At 63.6% G+C, this 17,209-nt stretch carries 14 protein-coding genes and 1 pseudogene; 8 read left to right on the top strand and 7 right to left on the bottom strand.

The window, feature by feature from the left end; genetic code table 11:
* Positions 1 to 70 precede the first annotated feature (70 nt).
* Positions 71 to 457 (bottom strand): annotated as a pseudogene (locus ACHMXK_RS02620) (fumarylacetoacetate hydrolase family protein); the annotation flags it as partial.
* Positions 458 to 570: 113 nt separating this feature from the next.
* On the opposite strand from ACHMXK_RS02620, the gene ACHMXK_RS02615 reads away from it, so the two are divergent.
* From ACHMXK_RS02615 to ACHMXK_RS02605, 3 genes are read left to right on the top strand one after another with little or no spacing between them, the layout of a single operon-like run.
* Positions 571 to 1,539 carry a tripartite tricarboxylate transporter substrate binding protein gene (locus tag ACHMXK_RS02615; RefSeq protein WP_397437434.1) on the top strand — a complete coding sequence of 323 codons (969 nt, stop codon included), beginning with the start codon at positions 571 to 573 and terminating at the stop codon, positions 1,537 to 1,539.
* Between the two features lie 37 nt (positions 1,540 to 1,576).
* Positions 1,577 to 2,548, top strand: coding sequence for a tripartite tricarboxylate transporter substrate binding protein (locus tag ACHMXK_RS02610; RefSeq protein ID WP_397437432.1), 972 nt, complete (start codon positions 1,577 to 1,579; stop codon positions 2,546 to 2,548).
* A 30-nt stretch (positions 2,549 to 2,578) separates the two neighbouring features.
* Entirely contained in the window at positions 2,579 to 3,286 is a 708-nt protein-coding gene (locus ACHMXK_RS02605) for a molybdate ABC transporter substrate-binding protein (RefSeq protein WP_397437430.1), read from the top strand.
* 6 nt (positions 3,287 to 3,292) lie between these two features.
* On the opposite strand, the gene htpG is transcribed toward ACHMXK_RS02605, so the two are convergent.
* A complete protein-coding gene (gene htpG / locus ACHMXK_RS02600) occupies positions 3,293 to 5,179 on the bottom strand; it encodes a molecular chaperone HtpG (protein WP_397437428.1) in 1,887 nt (628 codons plus the stop codon).
* A gap of 266 nt (positions 5,180 to 5,445) precedes the next feature.
* Here htpG and ACHMXK_RS02595 point away from each other — a divergent pair, with 266 nt between their 5' ends.
* The 5 genes from ACHMXK_RS02595 (at position 5,446) to ACHMXK_RS02575 (ending at position 10,822) form a co-directional block, all read left to right on the top strand.
* The gene (locus tag ACHMXK_RS02595) at positions 5,446 to 5,922 is read left to right on the top strand and encodes a spore coat protein U domain-containing protein (RefSeq protein WP_397437426.1); all 477 of its coding nucleotides are present in this window, start codon (positions 5,446 to 5,448) and stop codon (positions 5,920 to 5,922) included.
* A 226-nt stretch (positions 5,923 to 6,148) separates the two neighbouring features.
* On the top strand, positions 6,149 to 6,595 hold the full coding sequence (locus ACHMXK_RS02590) for a hypothetical protein (protein ID WP_397437424.1): 447 nt from the start codon (positions 6,149 to 6,151) through the stop codon (positions 6,593 to 6,595).
* Positions 6,596 to 6,623: 28 nt separating this feature from the next.
* A complete protein-coding gene (locus ACHMXK_RS02585) occupies positions 6,624 to 7,394 on the top strand; it encodes a molecular chaperone (RefSeq protein ID WP_397437422.1) in 771 nt (256 codons plus the stop codon).
* Between the two features lie 51 nt (positions 7,395 to 7,445).
* Entirely contained in the window at positions 7,446 to 9,941 is a 2,496-nt protein-coding gene (locus tag ACHMXK_RS02580) for a fimbria/pilus outer membrane usher protein (RefSeq protein ID WP_397437420.1), read from the top strand.
* Entirely contained in the window at positions 9,938 to 10,822 is an 885-nt protein-coding gene (locus tag ACHMXK_RS02575; protein ID WP_397437418.1) for a spore coat protein U domain-containing protein, read from the top strand. The genes ACHMXK_RS02580 and ACHMXK_RS02575 overlap by 4 nt, the downstream gene beginning before the upstream one ends.
* Here ACHMXK_RS02575 and ACHMXK_RS02570 read toward each other — a convergent pair whose 3' ends face one another.
* The 5 genes from ACHMXK_RS02570 to ACHMXK_RS02550 all read right to left on the bottom strand — a co-directional run bounded on the left by ACHMXK_RS02570 (position 10,823) and on the right by ACHMXK_RS02550 (position 17,108).
* Positions 10,823 to 12,139: an esterase/lipase family protein gene (locus ACHMXK_RS02570; RefSeq protein ID WP_397437416.1), complete on the bottom strand. Its 1,317-nt coding sequence runs from the start codon at positions 12,137 to 12,139 to the stop codon at positions 10,823 to 10,825. It abuts the gene before it with no gap.
* A gap of 144 nt (positions 12,140 to 12,283) precedes the next feature.
* On the bottom strand, positions 12,284 to 13,297 hold the full coding sequence (locus tag ACHMXK_RS02565) for a spore coat protein U domain-containing protein (protein ID WP_397437414.1): 1,014 nt from the start codon (positions 13,295 to 13,297) through the stop codon (positions 12,284 to 12,286).
* Positions 13,298 to 13,334: 37 nt separating this feature from the next.
* The gene (locus ACHMXK_RS02560; RefSeq protein WP_397437412.1) at positions 13,335 to 15,779 is read right to left on the bottom strand and encodes a fimbria/pilus outer membrane usher protein; all 2,445 of its coding nucleotides are present in this window, start codon (positions 15,777 to 15,779) and stop codon (positions 13,335 to 13,337) included.
* Positions 15,730 to 16,470: a molecular chaperone gene (locus ACHMXK_RS02555; protein ID WP_397437409.1), complete on the bottom strand. Its 741-nt coding sequence runs from the start codon at positions 16,468 to 16,470 to the stop codon at positions 15,730 to 15,732. The genes ACHMXK_RS02560 and ACHMXK_RS02555 overlap by 50 nt, the downstream gene beginning before the upstream one ends.
* An 89-nt stretch (positions 16,471 to 16,559) precedes the next feature.
* Positions 16,560 to 17,108 (bottom strand): spore coat U domain-containing protein, encoded by a 549-nt coding sequence (locus ACHMXK_RS02550; protein WP_397437407.1) that lies wholly within the window; start codon positions 17,106 to 17,108, stop codon positions 16,560 to 16,562.
* Positions 17,109 to 17,209 lie beyond the last annotated feature (101 nt).

Genomic DNA, 17,209 nt, shown 5'->3' with positions numbered 1-17,209 from the left:
GTCCGCCAACCCGCGCCGGTATTGGCTTGGCGAGGACTGCTCAAATAGCAGGCAGTGGGTGCATCTGGCCTCAAACCACCGCTGGCGCCCCCACCACACACAGCAAGGCCATCGCTGGCAGCCCAACAGACGCTATCAAATAAGTAGCATCTTGCGCCCATAGGTAAAGGGCCAAGGCCACTTTTTTCTTAAGAAATCGCCCACCAATGCCCACACCGACCGGTGTGCCGGTGGCGATCACGTCGCCGGGGTAAAGCGTGATGCCGGCCGACAGGGTTGCTATCAGTTTCGGAATGTCGAAAATCAGATCGGTCATGGAGGCGTTCTGGCGCAACTCGTTGTTGACCTAACAACGCACCTGGGTCTGGGTGCCGTCGCATTCGTCGGCGCTGACCAGCCAGGGGCCCATGGGACAAAAGGTGTCGAAGGACTTGCCCAGCAACCACGGCTTGTGGCGGCTTAGGGATTGCGATGATCCCCCTGAATTCGCGCGGATGTTAGCATGCAAACCATGAAATCAGGCGCTGGGTTTAGCCTCTGTCGCCAGCTCAGCCACACAAGGACATCCACATGAAACGCAGATCCGCCCTGCTCGCCAGCTTGCTCCTGACCAGCGCCACCTGGGTGGCCGCACAAGGCGCCTGGCCGGTACGCACCATCACCATGATCGTGCCCTTCCCGCCCGGCGGTCTGGCCGATCTGGTGGCGCGTCCCGTGGCCGAAGCCATGTCGCGCGAGTTAGGCCAGCCGGTGGTGATTGAAAACAAGGCCGGAGCCGGCGGCGGCATCGGCATGGCCCAGGCCGCCAAGGCCAAGGCCGACGGCTACACGGTGTTGATGGCGCTGTCCTCGCTGACCGTGATCCCCGAAGCCGACGCCGTGTTGGGCCGCGCGCCCATGTTTGCCCTCAACGACCTGCGCCCCATCGCACGTTTCACCGCCGACCCCACGGTGCTGGCCGTGCGTGCCGACGCGCCATGGAAAACCGTGCAGCAGTTTGTCGACGACGCCAAAAAACGCCCGGGCGTGCTCAACTACGGCTCCTCGGGCAACTACGGCACCATGCATGTGCCCATGGAAATCCTGGCGCAAAGCGCCGGCATCAAGTTGACCCACGTGCCCTTCACCGGCGCCGGCCCAGCCGTGGTCGCGCTGCTGGGCGGGCAGATAGACGCCGTGTCGTCCGGCCCGGCCACCGTGCTGCAACATGTCAAGGCCGGCAAGATCCGCGTGTTGGCCCATTGGGGCACCACACCCCTGGGCGCCTTGCCCGAGGCCCCCAGCCTGAAAGAGGCCGGCTACAACGCCGAATACGCCCAATGGTCTGGCCTGTTTATCCCCAGGGACACACCCGAACCCATCGCCCAGCGCCTGCGTGCCGCGGCCAAGGCGGCGGCACAGGACAGCAAGGTCAAAGAGGTTATCCTGAACGCCGGCAGCCCGGTGCTCTACCAAGACGCGCCGGACTTTGAAAAATATGTGCAGGCCGACGCCAAACGCATGACAGGCGTCGTCAAACGCATGGGCAAAATCGAGTAAGTCGCCGGGCTTCAGCGCCTGTTCACCGGAGAGCGTCATGGGATGCAAGATGACTTTCACGCTGGCCTTGGGCCTGGCCGCAGCGCTTTGGGGCGGCCCCGCGGCCGCGCAGAGTTATCCCGCCAGGCCGGTCAAAATCATCGTGCCTTTTGCGGCCGGTGGTCCGGCCGACAACTACGCGCGTTTTATGGCGCAGCGCCTGCAGGAGGCCTTGGGCCAGTCCTTTGTGGTCGACAACCGGCCCGGCGCCGGCTCGGTCATAGGCACCGACATGGCGGCCAAATCGGCGCCCGACGGCTACACCTTGTTGATGATGTCGAATGCCCACACCGTCAATGAAACCCTGATCCCGAACAAACCCTTTCAGCTGATGCGCGACTTCGTGGCGGTGGCACCGGTCAATTACTCGGACCTGGTGCTGGTGGCTTACCCCGGACTGGCGGCCAACAAGCTCCAGGACCTGCTGCAACAGGCCAAAGCCAAGCCCGGTAAATTCAATTACGCGTCCTCCGGCCCCGGCACGCCCTACCACATGGCCGGTGAGTTGTTCAAAAGCATGGCCGGCGTTTACCTGGTGCATATTCCCTACCGCGGCAGCTCGGGCGCACGCACCGACGTGATAGGCGGACAGGTCGACGTGATGTTTGATGCGGTCACCACCATGGCCGAACAAATCAAGGCCGGCAAGGTCAAGGCCCTGGCCACCACAGGCCGGGCCCGCTCCGACGTGTTGCCCGAGGTACCGACCATGAGTGAAGCCGGCGTGCCCGGTTATGAAGCCACCATCTGGCTGGGCCTGATGGCGCCGCGCGGCACACCCAAAGCGGTGGTCGACAAACTCAACGACGCGGTGTCCAAAATTTCCAGCCAGGCCGAGGTGAAACAGGTCTGGGCCAAACAGGGCGCAGTGCCGCTGGTCATGACCCCCGAGATGTTTGACAAATATGCACGCGAGGACATTGCCAAATGGGCGCGTGTGATCAAAACCGCCGGCATCAAGGCCGACTGAAAGCCCCCCCTTATGTCCACGTCCATGTCCATGTCCACACTTCATTTGCTCAGCGGCGGCGCCGCCAAAGGCCTGGTCACCGCACTCCAAGCACGTTTTCTGGCGCAAACCGGGCTGGCCATCGCGGGCCGCTTCGATGCGGTCGGCCTCATGAAAGACCAGTTGCTGGCCGGTTCGCCTTGCGACGTGGTGATCCTGACCGACGCGCTGATCACGCAACTGACGGAGAGTTGCGACGTGACGGCCGGCAGTGCCCGCGCGCTGGGCATCGTGAAAACTGGCATCGCCGTGCGGGACGGCGCCACCCCACCACCGCTGGCGACGGTGGCGCAACTCCGACATGCCTTGCTATCGGCCACGGCCATTTATTTCCCCGACCCGGTCAAGGCCACGGCGGGTATTCATTTCATGAAGGTGATGCAATTGCTGGGCGTTGCGGGCGATGTGGCCGGACGTTTACGCCCGCACCCGAATGGCGCAGCCGCGATGCATGCACTGGCGCAGGCGGAGCAACCCGGCGCCATCGGCTGCACCCAGGCCACCGAAATCATCTTTGCACCAGGCGTGCAGCTGGCCGCCGCCCTGCCCAAGGAGTTTGAACTGGCCACGGTCTACACCGCCGCCGTCAGTAGCCGGGCGACGCAGCCACGCGAAGCCGCCGCGCTGATTGAGTTGCTCACCAGTGAAGAAGCCGCCGGGCTTCGCAGCGCCGGCGGCTTCGAGCCGTTGCCGAAGTAAACCGGATCAGGCTTTTTCGAGCAAGGCGTTGACACGCCGCACATAACTGGCCGGGTCATCCGGCAAACCGCCTTCGGCCAGCAGCGCCTGGTCAAACAGGATGTGCGCCAGGTCGTCGAAATGTGCGCTGCCTTCCAGCATTTTGACCAGCGGGTGCTGGGCATTGATTTCCAGAATCGGCTTGAGCTCGGGCGCGGCCTGGCCGGCTTGTTTGAGCATGCGGGCCAATTGTGTGGACATGTCACCGTCCTGCACCACCAGGCAAGCCGGTGAATCGACCAGGCGGGTGGTGGCGCGTACGTCGGTGGCCTTGTCTTTCAGCACGTCCTTGAGTTTGTCGAGCGTGGGTTTGAACTGGACCTGCGCTTCTTCGGCGGCCTTTTTCTCGTCCTCGTCCTGCAGCTTGCCCAGGTCGACCGCACCCTTGGCGACCGACTGCAAAGGTGTGCCGTCAAACTCATGCAGGTAGTTCAGCGCCCACTCGTCCACACGGTCCGTCATGAGCAAGACTTCGATGCCCTTCTTGCGGAAGATCTCGAGTTGCGGGCTGTTTTTGCCGGCGGACTGGGTGTCGGCGGTGATGTAGTAAATCGCGTCCTGGCCTTCCTTCATGCGTGCCTTGTAGTCGGCAAAACCCACGCTGAGGGTGTCCGTCGTCGAACTCGCAAAACGCAGCAGCTTGGCCAGGCGATCACGATTCGCAAAGTCTTCGCCCAGGCCTTCCTTGAGCACCGCACCAAACTCGGCGTAAAACGCGGCAAACTTTTCCGGCTCGTTGGCGGCCAGATCTTCGATCATGGACAACACGCGTTTGGTGCAGCCTTCACGGATGGCCTTGACCGCGCGGCTTTCCTGCAGCAACTCGCGCGAGACATTCAGCGGCAGGTCTGACGAATCCACCACACCTTTGACAAAACGCAGGTAGGTCGGCAACAAGGCCTGCGCATCGTCCATGATGAACACACGTTTGACATACAGCTTGATGCCCGCGGCCTTGTCGCGGTTGAACAAATCCATGGGCGCCTTGGCCGGGATGTAGAGCAACTGGGTGTATTCGGTCGCGCCCTCCACACGGTTGTGCGTGGTGGCCAGCGGCGGCTCGCTGTCGTAGCTGATCTGTTTGTAGAACTCGTCGTATTGCTCTGGCGTGATGTCTTTTTTGGCCCTTGTCCACAAGGCTGCCGCCTGGTTCACGGTTTCCCACTCGTCGCTGGCGACCATCTCGCCGGGCTGGTCGTTCTCGCCCTCCTTCCAGCTTTCCTTTTTCATCAGGATGGGCAGCGAGATGTGGTCGGAATATTTGCTGATGATGCTTTTCAGCTTCCAGGTGTTGAGGTACTCGGCGGCATCGTCCTTCAGGTGCAGGATCACGCTGGAGCCGCGCTCGGCGCGCTCAATCGTCTCGACTTCAAAGTCACCGGTGCCGGCGCTGCTCCAGCGCACACCTTCGGCGGCCGGCAGACCGGCCCGGCGGCTTTCGACCACGATCTTGTCGGCCACGATGAAGCCCGAATAAAACCCAACACCAAACTGGCCAATCAGCTGCGCGTCGTTTTTCTGGTCGCCCGAGAGTTTGGACATGAAGTCGCGCGTGCCGCTTTTGGCAATCGTGCCCAGGTGGTCGATGGCCTCCTGCTGCGACAGGCCAATGCCGTTGTCGCTGATGGTCAAGGTCTTCGCCGCCTTGTCGAAACTCACGCGCACCTCCAGGTTCGGCACGTCCTCGTACAGCGCCGCATTGTTCAAGCCTTCAAAACGCAGCTTGTCGCAGGCATCGGAGGCGTTGGAGATCAGCTCGCGCAGAAAAATATCCGGGTTGGAATACAGCGAGTGGGTGACCAGGTTCAGCAACTGGGCCACTTCGGCTTGAAAGGACAGGGTTTGTTTTTGCATGCTCAGACTTAATACGTTTCTAAATTGTTACAAATTTGGGCTTTTCACCCAATGAATTACTCACACCGGACGTGTTTACAAAAGTTACAGATGGCTTGTTTTCAAAGAAATGGGGGAGAAACACAACAATATCAACGCCTAAATGTGACAAATTACCCGATTTCTGGCGCCGTTACGAATACAAATGGCCTAATTTGTGAAATATCTAGTTACAGTCAACTTAACTTCAAGTTGGTCTTGTAGTTCGTTTTAACCGGAGAACTGTCATGAAAAAGCTTATTTTAGTAACCGCCCTGGGTTTTATCGGCCTTCTGACCGCTCCCGTGCAAGCAGCCACAACCTCTGGCACCTTCAATGTCAACATCAATGTGACCGCTGTGTGCAAGCTCGGCACGATTACACCCCTGGCATTTGCATACACATCCCTGCAGACCACGGCCGCAACCGCCACCGGTGGCAACTTCACGTTGCAATGCACCAATGGTTTGCCCGCGCCATCACTCGGGTTGACGCTGGGCTCCGCCGCGGGCCCAGGCACCGCCTCGGTGAACACGACGGACGACAAGGTTAGCTTGGACTATACGGTCACGGTCCCCACCGTGGCGGCACCTAACGGTAGCGCTGTCGCCTACACCATCGGCGGCACGATGGCAGCAAACCAGGGCGGCACCTGCGCAAGTAGCGCCTCCTGCGACAATGCCGCAGCCACCAACAAGTCCTACACCCTGTACGTGACATATTGAGTCACACGACATAAGCCCATCAGGCAGCTTGTATGACCGGCAAACACATCCCCGGTTTGTCACTGCCGTCAGTGGCAGACGGTGACCCAGCCATTGCACTATCTTGCACCATGGCGCAAGATAGTGCGGGTCAACACACGGCAACCAGCCGTGCCAAAGCCGCGATGTTTACCGACCCCTCTCCCCCGCCTGGCCCCACCCCGGCTATCGCCGAAGAGGTCTTGGCATGACACGCCGCACGCATCCACTGTGGATTGCCCTTGGCTTGGCTTTGATGGCGAATTTTTGCGCGGCAGCCACCAGTACCGGCAGTTTTTCTGTTGGCATCACGCTGACTCAGGCCGGTAGTGTCACGCCCCGCACAGGAGGCGGAAGTGGGGCCAGCACCATCGCCTCAGGAGTTTGTATCAGCGAGACCCTGAACGAGCGGACCAATGCGCTGGTACGTGTGGTCTGCGGCACGGGGCAGTTTGTCAGCATCACCCCGTTTCCGGGTAAACCCTTTCTGGGCACCCATGGTGGGGCATTTCGCTACGACCTCGGTGTGGGCAACGCTTCCCCTGCTACGGCAAACTCGGCCAGCCCCCTCCTGGGCGCGGGAACAGTCACCGCATTGCGGATTTACAACGCCAATGGCTCAGACGGGCCACTGGAGATGCTCGTAAGTTTTTAAGTGGGGCGGCGGCTGTTAAGCTCGGAGCATGAAGCTCACCCCTAACATGCTCAATCTTGCCTTGGCGCCCATTCTGCGTGGGCCTATAGCTATCATTTTGTTAGCATCCGGCATTCTGTCCGGCGCGCCCATGCCCGCACAGGCGGGCGTGTTCTCGGTGACCCCGGTGCGTATCTACATGACGCCGCGTGATCGTGCGGTGGCCGTGACCATCACCAACGAGGGGGACGCCGAGGTGGTGCTGCAGGCGGACCTGAATGCCTGGAGCCAAAAACCCGATGGTACGGATGAGCAAGTCCCGACCGAGGACTTGATTCTGTCGCCCCCCATCCTCAAGCTGGCACCCAATGCGCGGCAAGTTGTGCGACTGGCCTTGCTCAAGCCCGCCGACGCCAGCCGCCAACTGATTTACCGCATGATCATTCGCGAGGTCCCGGAAGCCGCTCCAGCGCGTGACAAGACCATGCAGATGCCGATTGCACTGGCCTTGTCCATGCCGGTGTTCATCACCCCACCGCCCGCCAAACGCGAGATCAACTGTCAGGCCGCCCCTGGTGCGGCACAGGCCCTGAACGTGACCTGCACCAACAGTGGCACGGCCTATGCGCAGGTCCGCGAGATCCTGGTCAAACGCGGCACCCAGACCCTGGCCAAATTTGAAGGCGGCACCTACATCCTGCCAGGCGCACGCCAGATCATGAGTGCCAAAGGGGAGCAAGCGCTTTCGCCCGGTCCGGCGCAGTTGAACGTGGGCTTTGACGACGGCAGGGTACAAACCTTTGACCTCACCCTTCCTTAACACCGTCACCCGCGGCAGGGTGGCCCGTCCGCCACTCCAAGACCACGCGCCATGCGAGATCGCATCCCGCCCGCACGGCTGACACCTCTGACACCAGTCCTCGTGCGCATCGGCTGGGTCTGGGCACTGGCCGCCGCCGGGCCGCTGATGGCGGCCGACACCCCAACGGGCACGCCCAACCTGACCCTGTCGCGAACGCTGGAGTCGCCCGCCCCCGCCTCATCGCCTCCTGCTACGGAACCGCGCGTCATCGAAAGCACGCCCGCCACCGTGCGCCTGCTGCCGCTGGAGATCTCCGTCAATGGCGCATCCGTCGGCAGCTGGGTGCTGCTGGAGCGCAATGGCACCCTGTATGCACCGGCCGAGGCCTTTGTGGAATGGCGCGTCAACCGGCGTGCCGCCGCCATTCCGTTCACGCACCAGGGCGTGCCGTGGTACCCGCTGTCTGCCGTGCCGGGTTTTGACGCCCAGCTCAACTTTGCCAACCAGTCGGTGGACCTCAAGTTCCAGCCGCAGGCGTTTGCGGCCACAAGGCTGGCCCAGCCAGTTGCTGACCGGCCGCCGCTGACGCCGGCCAGTCCGGGCGTCTTCGCCAACTACGACATCAGCTACACCAACACCAAGCAGCGCGACGCAGGCCCCACCCAACAGGATTTAGGCGCCCTGCTGGAACTGGGTTTTTCCAACAACTGGGGCGTGTTCACCAGCACCTATGCCGCGCGCAGCCTCACCAGCCGCGACCCCTTGGCTCCGCGCAATGTGCGGCGACTGGAAACCACCTTCACCCGCGACCTGCCGGACGACAACCTGACGCTGCGGCTCGGCGACAGCACCACACGCAGCGGCAGTTTGGGGCGCTCTGTTTATTTCGGCGGCATACAACTGGGCCGCAACTTCGGCCTCAAGCCGGGCTTCATCGCCCAGCCTCTGCCCGTGGTGACCGGCTTGTCCAGCGCCCCCAGCACGGTGGAGCTCTACATCAACGACGCCCTGCGGCAAACCTCGCAAGTGCCCACCGGGCCTTTTGCCATCGACAACTTCCCCCTGCTCACCGGCAGCGGCCAGGCGCGCGTGGTGGTGCGGGACGTGCTGGGCCGGGAGACCGTGCTGGTGCAGGATTTCTTCAGCCATTCCTCGCTGCTGGAAGAAGGCCTGAACGACTGGAGCGTCGAGGCCGGTGCCGTGCGCAGAAACCTCGGACTCAACAACGCGGACTATGGCCAGGTGTTCGCCTCCGGCCTCTTGCGTCACGGCTTCAGCAAAAGCCTAACGTTGGAAACCCGCGGTGAATGGGGGCGGAACACACAGGGTGCAGGCCTGGGGCTGATACAGGCCCTGCCCATGAACCTGCTGGGGCAGGTGGCCATGGCCTTCAGCCGCGACGACAGCTCCGGGCCCGGACGCCACTGGCTGGCCGGGCTGGAACACACCAACTTGCGCCACGGCTTCACCCTGCGAAGCGAGGGCGCTTCGCGCGGCTATCGGCAAATCGGCCAGGAGGCCAATGCCTTGGCCTACCAACGCCAGGTGTCGGGCAGCTACACCTACTCGTCCGAACGTTTTGGCGCCCTGGGCCTGGCTTATGCCCGCGTGAACAGTTATGACCAGGGACAGCTGGCCACGTACAGCCTCAACTACACCGTTCGTGTGGGGGAGCGCAGCTCGCTGTCCTTCAACGTGGTTCGCGTCAGCGGCCTGGCCGGCAGCAACGCCAGTGCCACGTCGCTGGGCGTCAGCCTGCTGGTGCCGCTCGAAAAACAGCTCACGCTTTCAAGCAATGTGACACGCCGTGGTGGCCAGACCGATGCCTATGCCAGTGCCAGCCAGGGCATCAATGGGGTCACCGGCTTGGGCTGGCGCACACTGGCAGGTCAACGCACCGGGCAGAACTATGCCGAGGGCGGCGTATATTACCAGGGCACACAAGGCATGCTGACGGCGGACGTCAGTGCCTCGGCGCTACAACAGACCGTGCGCCTGGGCGCGCAGGGCGGGCTGGTGGCCATGGATGGCCAGGTCTTTGCCTCGCGCCAGATCCTCGACAGCTTCGCGCTGGTCGAGGTCCCAGGTTATGCCGATGTGGGTGTCGGTTTCCAGGGCAGCGTGCTGGCGCGCACCAACAAGGACGGCAAGGCGCTGGTGCCCCGGCTGCTGCCTTATCAGGCCAACAGCATACGGCTGGACCCGAGCGAGTTGCCCATCAGCGCGGAACTCGACAGCATTGAGCAGGTGGTGGTGCCGGGCAGTCGTACCGGCGTGATCGTCAAGTTCCCGGTGCGCAGCGGCCGCGGCGCCTTGGTCAAAATTGTGCTGGACGATGGAGAGCCCGCGCCTGCCGGGGCCGAGGTCGAACTGCTAGGTGACAAACAAGTGTTCTATGTGGCCCGCCGTGGTGAGGCATTTGTCACGGGATTGCAATTCACGAACCGTTTGCGCTTGAAATGGGAGGGCGCAAGCTGTACCTTCGCAGTAGATCTGCCGCCGGCCAGCAGCCAGGACGACATTGCACGCGTGGGACCTTTGACATGCTCTGGAGTACGCCGTTGAAACAACTTGCACTGAAATTCTTTTTGCTGGTGATGCTCACGGCTGGCGGCGCGGCCCAGGCCGTCGTCTGCAGTGTCAACGCCACCTCCATACCGCTGTCCACCTTGTACACCAGCGGGGCCGCCACGCAGGTCGCCGGCACCATCAGTGGCACGTGCACCAGAGAAACCGGCGATATCAATCGCCCCTATATTTACATTGGCATCAACCAGGGGGAGCCGCCAGCAGGGCGTGCCATGACGCGGCAAAACGGAACCCAGCCCCTGACCTACGAGATTTACCACCGGACCTACGGCCTTGGACTGTGGACTGAAGGCACGGGCGTGGCGGCAAACACCTCGACCGCCGGCGGCGTGGTGTACCGAATGGCCAACAACGCCACGGCGCAGAACTTTTCCTTTCCCTATTACTTCCGCATACCCACGCCACAAGCAACCGCGCCAGCCGGCATCTACGATGACCTGGCCATCACCGTCACCGTTCGACTGAGCGACAACAACAGCAGCGCCACGGGTGCCGTCCTGACGGCCACCAGTTTCGGTGTCAGCGCCAGCATCCAGCACTCCTGCTATTTCAGCTCGGCCCCCACACCGCTGTCCATCAACTACACCTCCTTCAGCGCCACGGCCGCCACGGGAAACTCCGCCTTCCAGCTCAGTTGTACCTACAACACCCCTTACACCATGGCGATAGGCCCGACCAGCACCGGAACCTTGCTGGGCCTGCCCTACTCCCTGGTCCTGAGCGCGCCAGCCGGCACCGGCACGGGCGGCCCGCAAAACTTCAACGTCACGGGTTCGGTCCCGGCCAACCTGCCCGGAACCTGCGCCACCAGCACGTGCAGCGCGAGCCAGTCGCACACCGTCACAGTCACCTTCTGATCAGGTACTGGCTGGCGCGGTCAACCAGCGCACCAACTGCCGCGTCACCTCGAGCCGGCTCAGCAGTTCCATGTGGTTCATCCCTTGCACCACCCACTGCTTGTCCGTCGCAAAGGCCAGACAGTGTTGCGCATCTTCGTGCTGGCCCAGCGCACTGGGCACGGGCACCAGTCCATCGCCAATCAATTGATCCTGGAGCTTGCCGGCTTGCTCCGACAGGCTGGCCGCCACCGTGAAGCAGGCGACACTGTCGGGCAGAGGCAACGGTTCGCGGCTATCGGGCGCGCGTCCAAAGCGGTCGGCATCCTGCCAGCTTGAGGCCAGCACATAACCGTAACGCAAATCGGTGATACCGCTGCTTCTGACCTGGCCGATTTTGGCGAAGGGCAGCGTCACGGCGCTGCGCCCCAGCAGGGTATCGACCCAGTTGCCCAGACTTTCCAGCGGCGCGCCGTGGTGCGGTGTGCCCAGGAACACGAGATTTTTCAGGCCTTGGCGCCACAGGTGGCCGGCCTGCTCGCCGTGGTGGCAGGCACTGCGTGCCACCAGCCCGCCCATGCTGTGGGTCAGCAGTGTCAGCTCTTGCACCGCTTGTGGCCAAGCCTGCCAGAGCTGCTCCAGCAACGCGGCCAACTGCTGGCCGTTGTCCGAGGTGTGCAGCCCGCTGTTGTAGTGCAGGTAAACCGGGGTGTAACCCAGCGCAAGTGCCAGTGCTTCGCCGTGGTCGTGTTCACCGGCCGGGCTGCTTGACCGCCATTGCAAATCGTTCATGCACAGGCCGTGCACCAGCACCAGCAGCTTGGTGGTGGCTGCGGGCAGGCGTTGCGCGAGTGCGGCTTTCTCCAGTGGCAACGATTGCCCCTGGTGACGCAAACTCATGTGGATGGTCAGCGGATTGGCCGTGTCGCGCAACTGGTCGCCCAGCACCCCATTAAGCGCCGACAAGACAGCCTCACGTTGCGGCGACGAGGCTTGTGGCCCGACCCTGGGCACGAGGTGTGACAACAGCGCATCGACTCCGCCGCCCACCAGGCGCGTCACCCCTTTGACACTGCCGTAAACCAGCCCGGTGATACCCATTTTCTTGACGCCCGAACGGCCGGCCGCGGAGTCGACAAACTTCTGACCGGCGGCGCCAAACGGGACCGCGACCGCCTTGTAGACATGGCCTTGCACTTGTTCGGCCAGTTCGGCCACCCCCAAGGTGCCCTGCGTGGCCAGCTGCGCCAGGCCCCGGATGTCGGACAGATGCAGGTAGCTGGGCCACTTGCCCAGCGGGTGAGGCGGCTCCGGGGACGGCGGGGGTGGGGTGTTCATGCCGCCATTGTGGCGCGGGACGGAGGTGTGCGCCCTCCAGAAGCCAGGCATCCCGATTTTCGGGTTTTTACAAGGAAAACATGCCTGCAGCCCTCACCGAATGGGCGCAATCAGCTATGAATTCAATAGCGATCAAAAAACTGCTTAGTAGGTCAGGGTCACGGTGACCGTGTCCGCGTACGACCCGGAAGGCGCGGAGGCTTGCGCCGGAACCCGGCCATACACGGTTTGTGTCACCGGGCTGCCTTCACCCTGCCCGGTGCCATTGGCGGTGTCCGTGCCCACGGTATTGCCCCAGCGCTGGCTGCGTGCACCGTCGCGGTACAACTCGTAAATGACATAGTTGCCGGTCGCGTTGCGCATGCGCCGCACATTGCCGCTGGGGTTGCTGCCGTTGTTCAGCCCCAGGCGCCAGTTGGTGCCCGTGGGGCAACGCACCATGATGGTCGAGGTCTGGTCGCGGTTGCTCGTCAAGGCGCCGGCGTTGCCGAAATCGAGATCGGTCGCCAGGGTGATGCGGCAGCTGTTGTCCACACTCGCCGTCACGCTCTGGTGAAACGTGGCCGTGCCCGCGCCGCCACTGCCGCTGGTGCAGTCCGGCGGTGTGCTGCTGTTGCTCCAGGCCCAGTACAACATCGCCCCAGCGATCTGGGACTGGAAACCGTTGGAGGCAGGCAGGCTTTGACCGGACGGCACACGCGCGTAAATCGGCGCGCTGTTTTGCACCTGCACATAACCCGCCGGCGCCAGGGCCGTGAAGCTGTAAATCGGAAACCCGCCACCCGTGGGCGGGGGACCAATCACCCGGGTCCGGGCCGCGTCTGAATACAGGTCGTACTTCATCGCGGCGCCGTTGTAGTTGGTCATGCGCCGCGGGTTGATGCCGCTCAGCGGGCTGCCTTCGGGGATATACATGCAGACCCGGAAGTAGGTCGCGCTGGCATTGGACTGGCAGGTGTAGACCAGATTGTTGAAAGTGTCGGTGTTGGCATCCGGGCTGGTGGTGCCAAAGCTGATGTCATCCACCTTGCCGACGAAGCAGCTTTGCGCCGCCGCAGGCGCCGACACCAGCCCCAGCGCCAGGCCGGCCAGCAGCACGGCCAGCAGGCGCCGCAGCAAGACCACAGGCGACAAAGGGGTTGGAGCAGCAGCGGGCATGGTCAGTCTTTCGTTAAGAGGCATGGGGCGGCCGACGTCATTGGCACCTTAGCACGCCAAGGTCCACCAGCCCGCTGGCCTGGGGCGACAGCGGCAAGACCGCACGGCAGGACCCGTCGGGCAGTTGCACACGCAGGCTGGCGCCCGGTGCGGGGTCTTCCAGGTACACCAGCCCGTCGTAACCCACAACCGTCGTGCTGGGCGCGCGGGCTGCGCTCGGGTTCGCAGACGCAGTGGGCGCCTCCAGCCAGACCGGGCTGCCCGCGGGCAACCACTGGCCCTGGGCATCACGCAAACTCAGCTCCACGGCCAGGATGCGGCGCATGGCAAATGTCGCCAGCATGCCGCTGCGGCTGTCGGGCACGGCCTCCAGCGCGGAACGGTCTATACGCATGTCCACCGGCAGCCGCAAGGTGTCTATGCTGATGCGGTTGTGCTGGTAGGCGTTGAGCTGGGTCACAAACAACAGCCCACGGGCATCGGTCTCGCCGACCAGGCGGTTCTCCAGGCGCACCGGCACCCCGGCCACGCCATTGGTGGAGACCAGCGCAAACGCGTCGTCCACGCGGCGCGAGGCGTAGGGCTGTCCCTGCACCAACACCAGGCCGCCGCTGGCACTGCCAAACACGGTCTGGGCCGAGGAAGCACCGCCTTGCCCGCCGAACTGGCTCAGACCGGCACTCCATTGCCCGTAACGCCCCAGCTGGCTGACCTGCGCCTGCGCGCTGCTGTTGTCCCCCGCGCCGGCCTGCACGCGCCAGCCCCAGCCGCCCTGGTCACCCGGCGGCGAACGCGAAGCGTCAAACACCAGATTTTGCGTGTTGCCGCTGGAGCGGGCCGTCGCCGCAACGGAGACGCGGCGCTCCAGCGGCATGGACCATGACAGGTAGACGCTGGAGCCGGCCGGGTTGTCCAGATTGCGGTTGACGTTGAAACTGAGCATGGCGTTGCCGGGCATCTGGTACGACCAGCTCAGGCCCGCATAACGCACGGGCGGCGAATTGAAATATTGCTGGCGGATGAAGCTGAGCCCCAGTTGCGCGCCGCCGACCAAACCGTTCAGCCCCAGGTAGGCCGAGTCGCTGCCGCGCGCCAGCAACTCGTTGGGCTGGCTGGCGACATCGCGAAAACCGACATCGCGGCGCAAGGTGCTCAAGGCGGCCGTCAGGCGGCGCGAGTTCCACTGGTAGCCCAGGCCCCACTGCGCACCTTGTTGATCCATCCCGTCCTTGTTGTTCTGGCTCAAGGCCAGGGAGGCATTGACAACACCGGCCTGTTGGCCCAGCAGCCAGAGCCCGCCCACGCCGGCCTGCCAAGCGCCCGGCCCGGCCTCGGCATGGGCTTCCAAGGTGGTGCGAGCGCTCCAGCCGTAACGCGCACTGCCGCTGGCCATCGCATCACCATAGGCAAAGGACTTCAGGCCATAGTCGCGCCGCACGCTGCCCAACTCCACCGACCAGTCGCTCAGGCCGGCCGCCAGCAGCTGCGGCGCGCCGTACAGGTCAAAACTCACTTCCCGGCGCTGGCCGTTGATGTCGGTGATCACCATTTGCGCCTGGCCGCTGCCGCCCAGCGAGGGCACGCCGTTGAGCTGGAACTGGCCGGGCTGGACCTGCTGGCTGGACTGTTTCAAGCCGTTGACAAACAGGTCCACCGTCGAGGGCAACACGGCCGCGCCCTGGAACGAAGCCAGCGGCGTGGTGATGCGGTAGGGCTGCAGCGCAAACTTGCGCGACAGGCGCACGCCGCCCAGGCGTGTGGCGCGCGACCAGGACAAGGCGCCGCTGGTCAGGTCACCCACGGTCAGCGACAACATCTGGTCCGGAAATTCCTGCTGCCAGGAGGTGTCCAGCCGCACCACGTCGCTGCTGGACGGGCCGCCCTGCGTGCTGGTGCGGCGGCTGATCAGGGTGTTGCTCCAGACCCCGGGACCGATACCAAACAAACGGGTTTCGCTAAAACCGCTGAGCACCTGCTGGCCACCGCCCTGCTGGGCGTAGAGGTCGTAGTTCAGCACCAGGCCGGGCACCCGGCTGGCCGGGTCCACCAGGGCACGCGACTCCTGCACCGGGCCGATCCGGGTCACCGGCCGGTCCAGCAAATCCAGCGGCGCGGTCAGCACCAGCCCCTGGTGCGCGGCATCGTAGACCACCTCCAGCCCGGGCAGCTGGCTCAGGGCCACCAGGCCGCTGGCCTGGTCGCTGCCTGGCCACTTCAGGCCCAACTCGCGCAGGGTGGCAGCGCTGGCGGACAATGCCCCGCGCTGGCGCACAAAACGCGCGAGGCGGCCCAGGGCCACGCCGTTCAGCGTCACATCCAGGTAAAGCTCCTGCGCCTCGGCGTCCTCCAGCGCCAGCTCGGCGACCGGAGGAAGCGCCGCGCCGGAAACGGGCTGGGCACCAACGGCGCCCCACCCGAAGGTGGCTGCGAGACTAGAGGCGAGAATTGACCAGCGGCAAGACTTGCTCTTCCAGGTCGGCATTAAATTTTGCTTTGAAGGTACCGTCGACCGGCAAGGCCTGCGCTGCCGGCAGGGTCAGCGGCCACTGCATGCGCTGGCCGGCCAGCACATAGCCGAGCAAGCCGGGCACCAGGGTCGTACGCCGGCCCTGCTTGTCGACATGGACCAACTGGCTGATCTTGACCCGCTGCGTGCCATGGTTGACGATGGTCAACACGGGGGCCGGCGGGCCGCTTTGCAAGCTGGCCGACAAGGCCGAGATATCGCTGGGTTTGCCGGTGACCGGTAGCGGCTCCACCGGCGAGACAAACACCGGGACCGAATAACGCAGCAAAAACTGCAGGCCGGCCGGCGCCGCACCACTTGGGCCGGCCACGCCGGCGGAAGGCAACTCGTCCACGATCAGGCGATAACTTTCCTCGCGCGCCGGCACCCCGCCCTGCAGGCGGATGATACGAATCATCTGCCTGTCGCCGGGGGCAATCTCCACCACCGGCGGGCTGGCGACCAGTTCGCGTGTGGGCGCGAGCTGGTCGCCCTCTGCCGTCTGTGTCCACTGCTGCACGCGCTCCTGCGCGCGCACGGGTGCCGTGCCGGTGTTGCTCAGCCAGATACTCTGGGCCTGCTCCTTCGGAGAAAACTCCAGAGAGATAGGCGCGACCTGCAGGCTGGCGGCAGACGCAGCCTGGCCCAGCAGGAGGCTCAGCCCCAACAGGAGAAAGAGGCCTAACCAGCTGACCCGACGCCAAGGCGCCGGCCCGCCCGGCCGGGCGCCTTGGCAGAAATCGCTCACGACATCAATCAGTAAGTAACGGTCGCGGTGATGGTGTCTTCGTAACTGCCAGCGGCGGAGTTGACCGAGGTCACACGGCCAAACACGGGCAGGGCTACCGAAGCGCCGGTGCCGGTGCCGGCGACGGTGCTGGTGCCAATCGTATTGCCCCAGAACGTGGTGCGACCAGCATTCTGGTACAGCTCGTAAGGAACGTAAGTGGTGCTTGCACCCAGCTTCATGCGGCGGTTGCCAGCCACAGGTGCGTTGGCGGTTCCCAGGGAATTCACGCCACCATTCAGGCCAATGGTGTAAGGCGTGCCGGCGGAACAATTGACGTTCAGGGCGCCTGCCGCATCAAAAGCGACGGCCGTCGTTACCCGGCCCTGGGAGCCGAAGTCAACGTCGGTAGGAGCCGTGGTGCTGATGGTGCAGGACTCGGTGATGACCAGCTTGACCTTGAAGGTCGTAAAGTCCGTCCCCGCCGCCTGAGCCGCGCCGAAAGCGCCCAAAACGGCCAAAGCCACCAGGCCGGACCGGAGCAAGGGCGTGTTTCTATTTTTTACTTGTGTGTTCATGCTGGACTCAAGGGATAGGTTGAAAGACTTAATTTTAAGGGTTTCTACCATGTTTAACACTTGTTGTTACAAATGCCCCGCCAGACTTGTGATTTACCGCA

It is taken from the genome of Polaromonas sp. UC242_47 (genome assembly GCF_044452385.1).
In the GTDB taxonomy this organism is placed as follows: domain Bacteria; phylum Pseudomonadota; class Gammaproteobacteria; order Burkholderiales; family Burkholderiaceae_C; genus Polaromonas.
The sequence above is the reverse complement of the archived record's forward strand: the minus strand, read 5'-3'. Positions and strand labels throughout refer to the sequence as shown.

Coding starts and splice junctions, on each gene's coding strand:
- ACHMXK_RS02590 (WP_397437424.1), top strand. CDS start 6,149: ATGACACGCCGCACGCATCCACTGTGGATTGCCCTTGGCTTGGCTTTG.
- ACHMXK_RS02560 (WP_397437412.1), bottom strand. CDS start 15,779: ATGCCGACCTGGAAGAGCAAGTCTTGCCGCTGGTCAATTCTCGCCTCT.
- ACHMXK_RS02580 (WP_397437420.1), top strand. CDS start 7,446: ATGCGAGATCGCATCCCGCCCGCACGGCTGACACCTCTGACACCAGTC.
- ACHMXK_RS02565 (WP_397437414.1), bottom strand. CDS start 13,297: ATGCCCGCTGCTGCTCCAACCCCTTTGTCGCCTGTGGTCTTGCTGCGG.
- ACHMXK_RS02595 (WP_397437426.1), top strand. CDS start 5,446: ATGAAAAAGCTTATTTTAGTAACCGCCCTGGGTTTTATCGGCCTTCTG.
- ACHMXK_RS02570 (WP_397437416.1), bottom strand. CDS start 12,139: ATGAACACCCCACCCCCGCCGTCCCCGGAGCCGCCTCACCCGCTGGGC.
- ACHMXK_RS02585 (WP_397437422.1), top strand. CDS start 6,624: ATGAAGCTCACCCCTAACATGCTCAATCTTGCCTTGGCGCCCATTCTG.
- htpG (WP_397437428.1), bottom strand. CDS start 5,179: ATGCAAAAACAAACCCTGTCCTTTCAAGCCGAAGTGGCCCAGTTGCTG.
- ACHMXK_RS02615 (WP_397437434.1), top strand. CDS start 571: ATGAAACGCAGATCCGCCCTGCTCGCCAGCTTGCTCCTGACCAGCGCC.
- ACHMXK_RS02605 (WP_397437430.1), top strand. CDS start 2,579: ATGTCCACACTTCATTTGCTCAGCGGCGGCGCCGCCAAAGGCCTGGTC.
- ACHMXK_RS02550 (WP_397437407.1), bottom strand. CDS start 17,108: ATGAACACACAAGTAAAAAATAGAAACACGCCCTTGCTCCGGTCCGGC.
- ACHMXK_RS02610 (WP_397437432.1), top strand. CDS start 1,577: ATGGGATGCAAGATGACTTTCACGCTGGCCTTGGGCCTGGCCGCAGCG.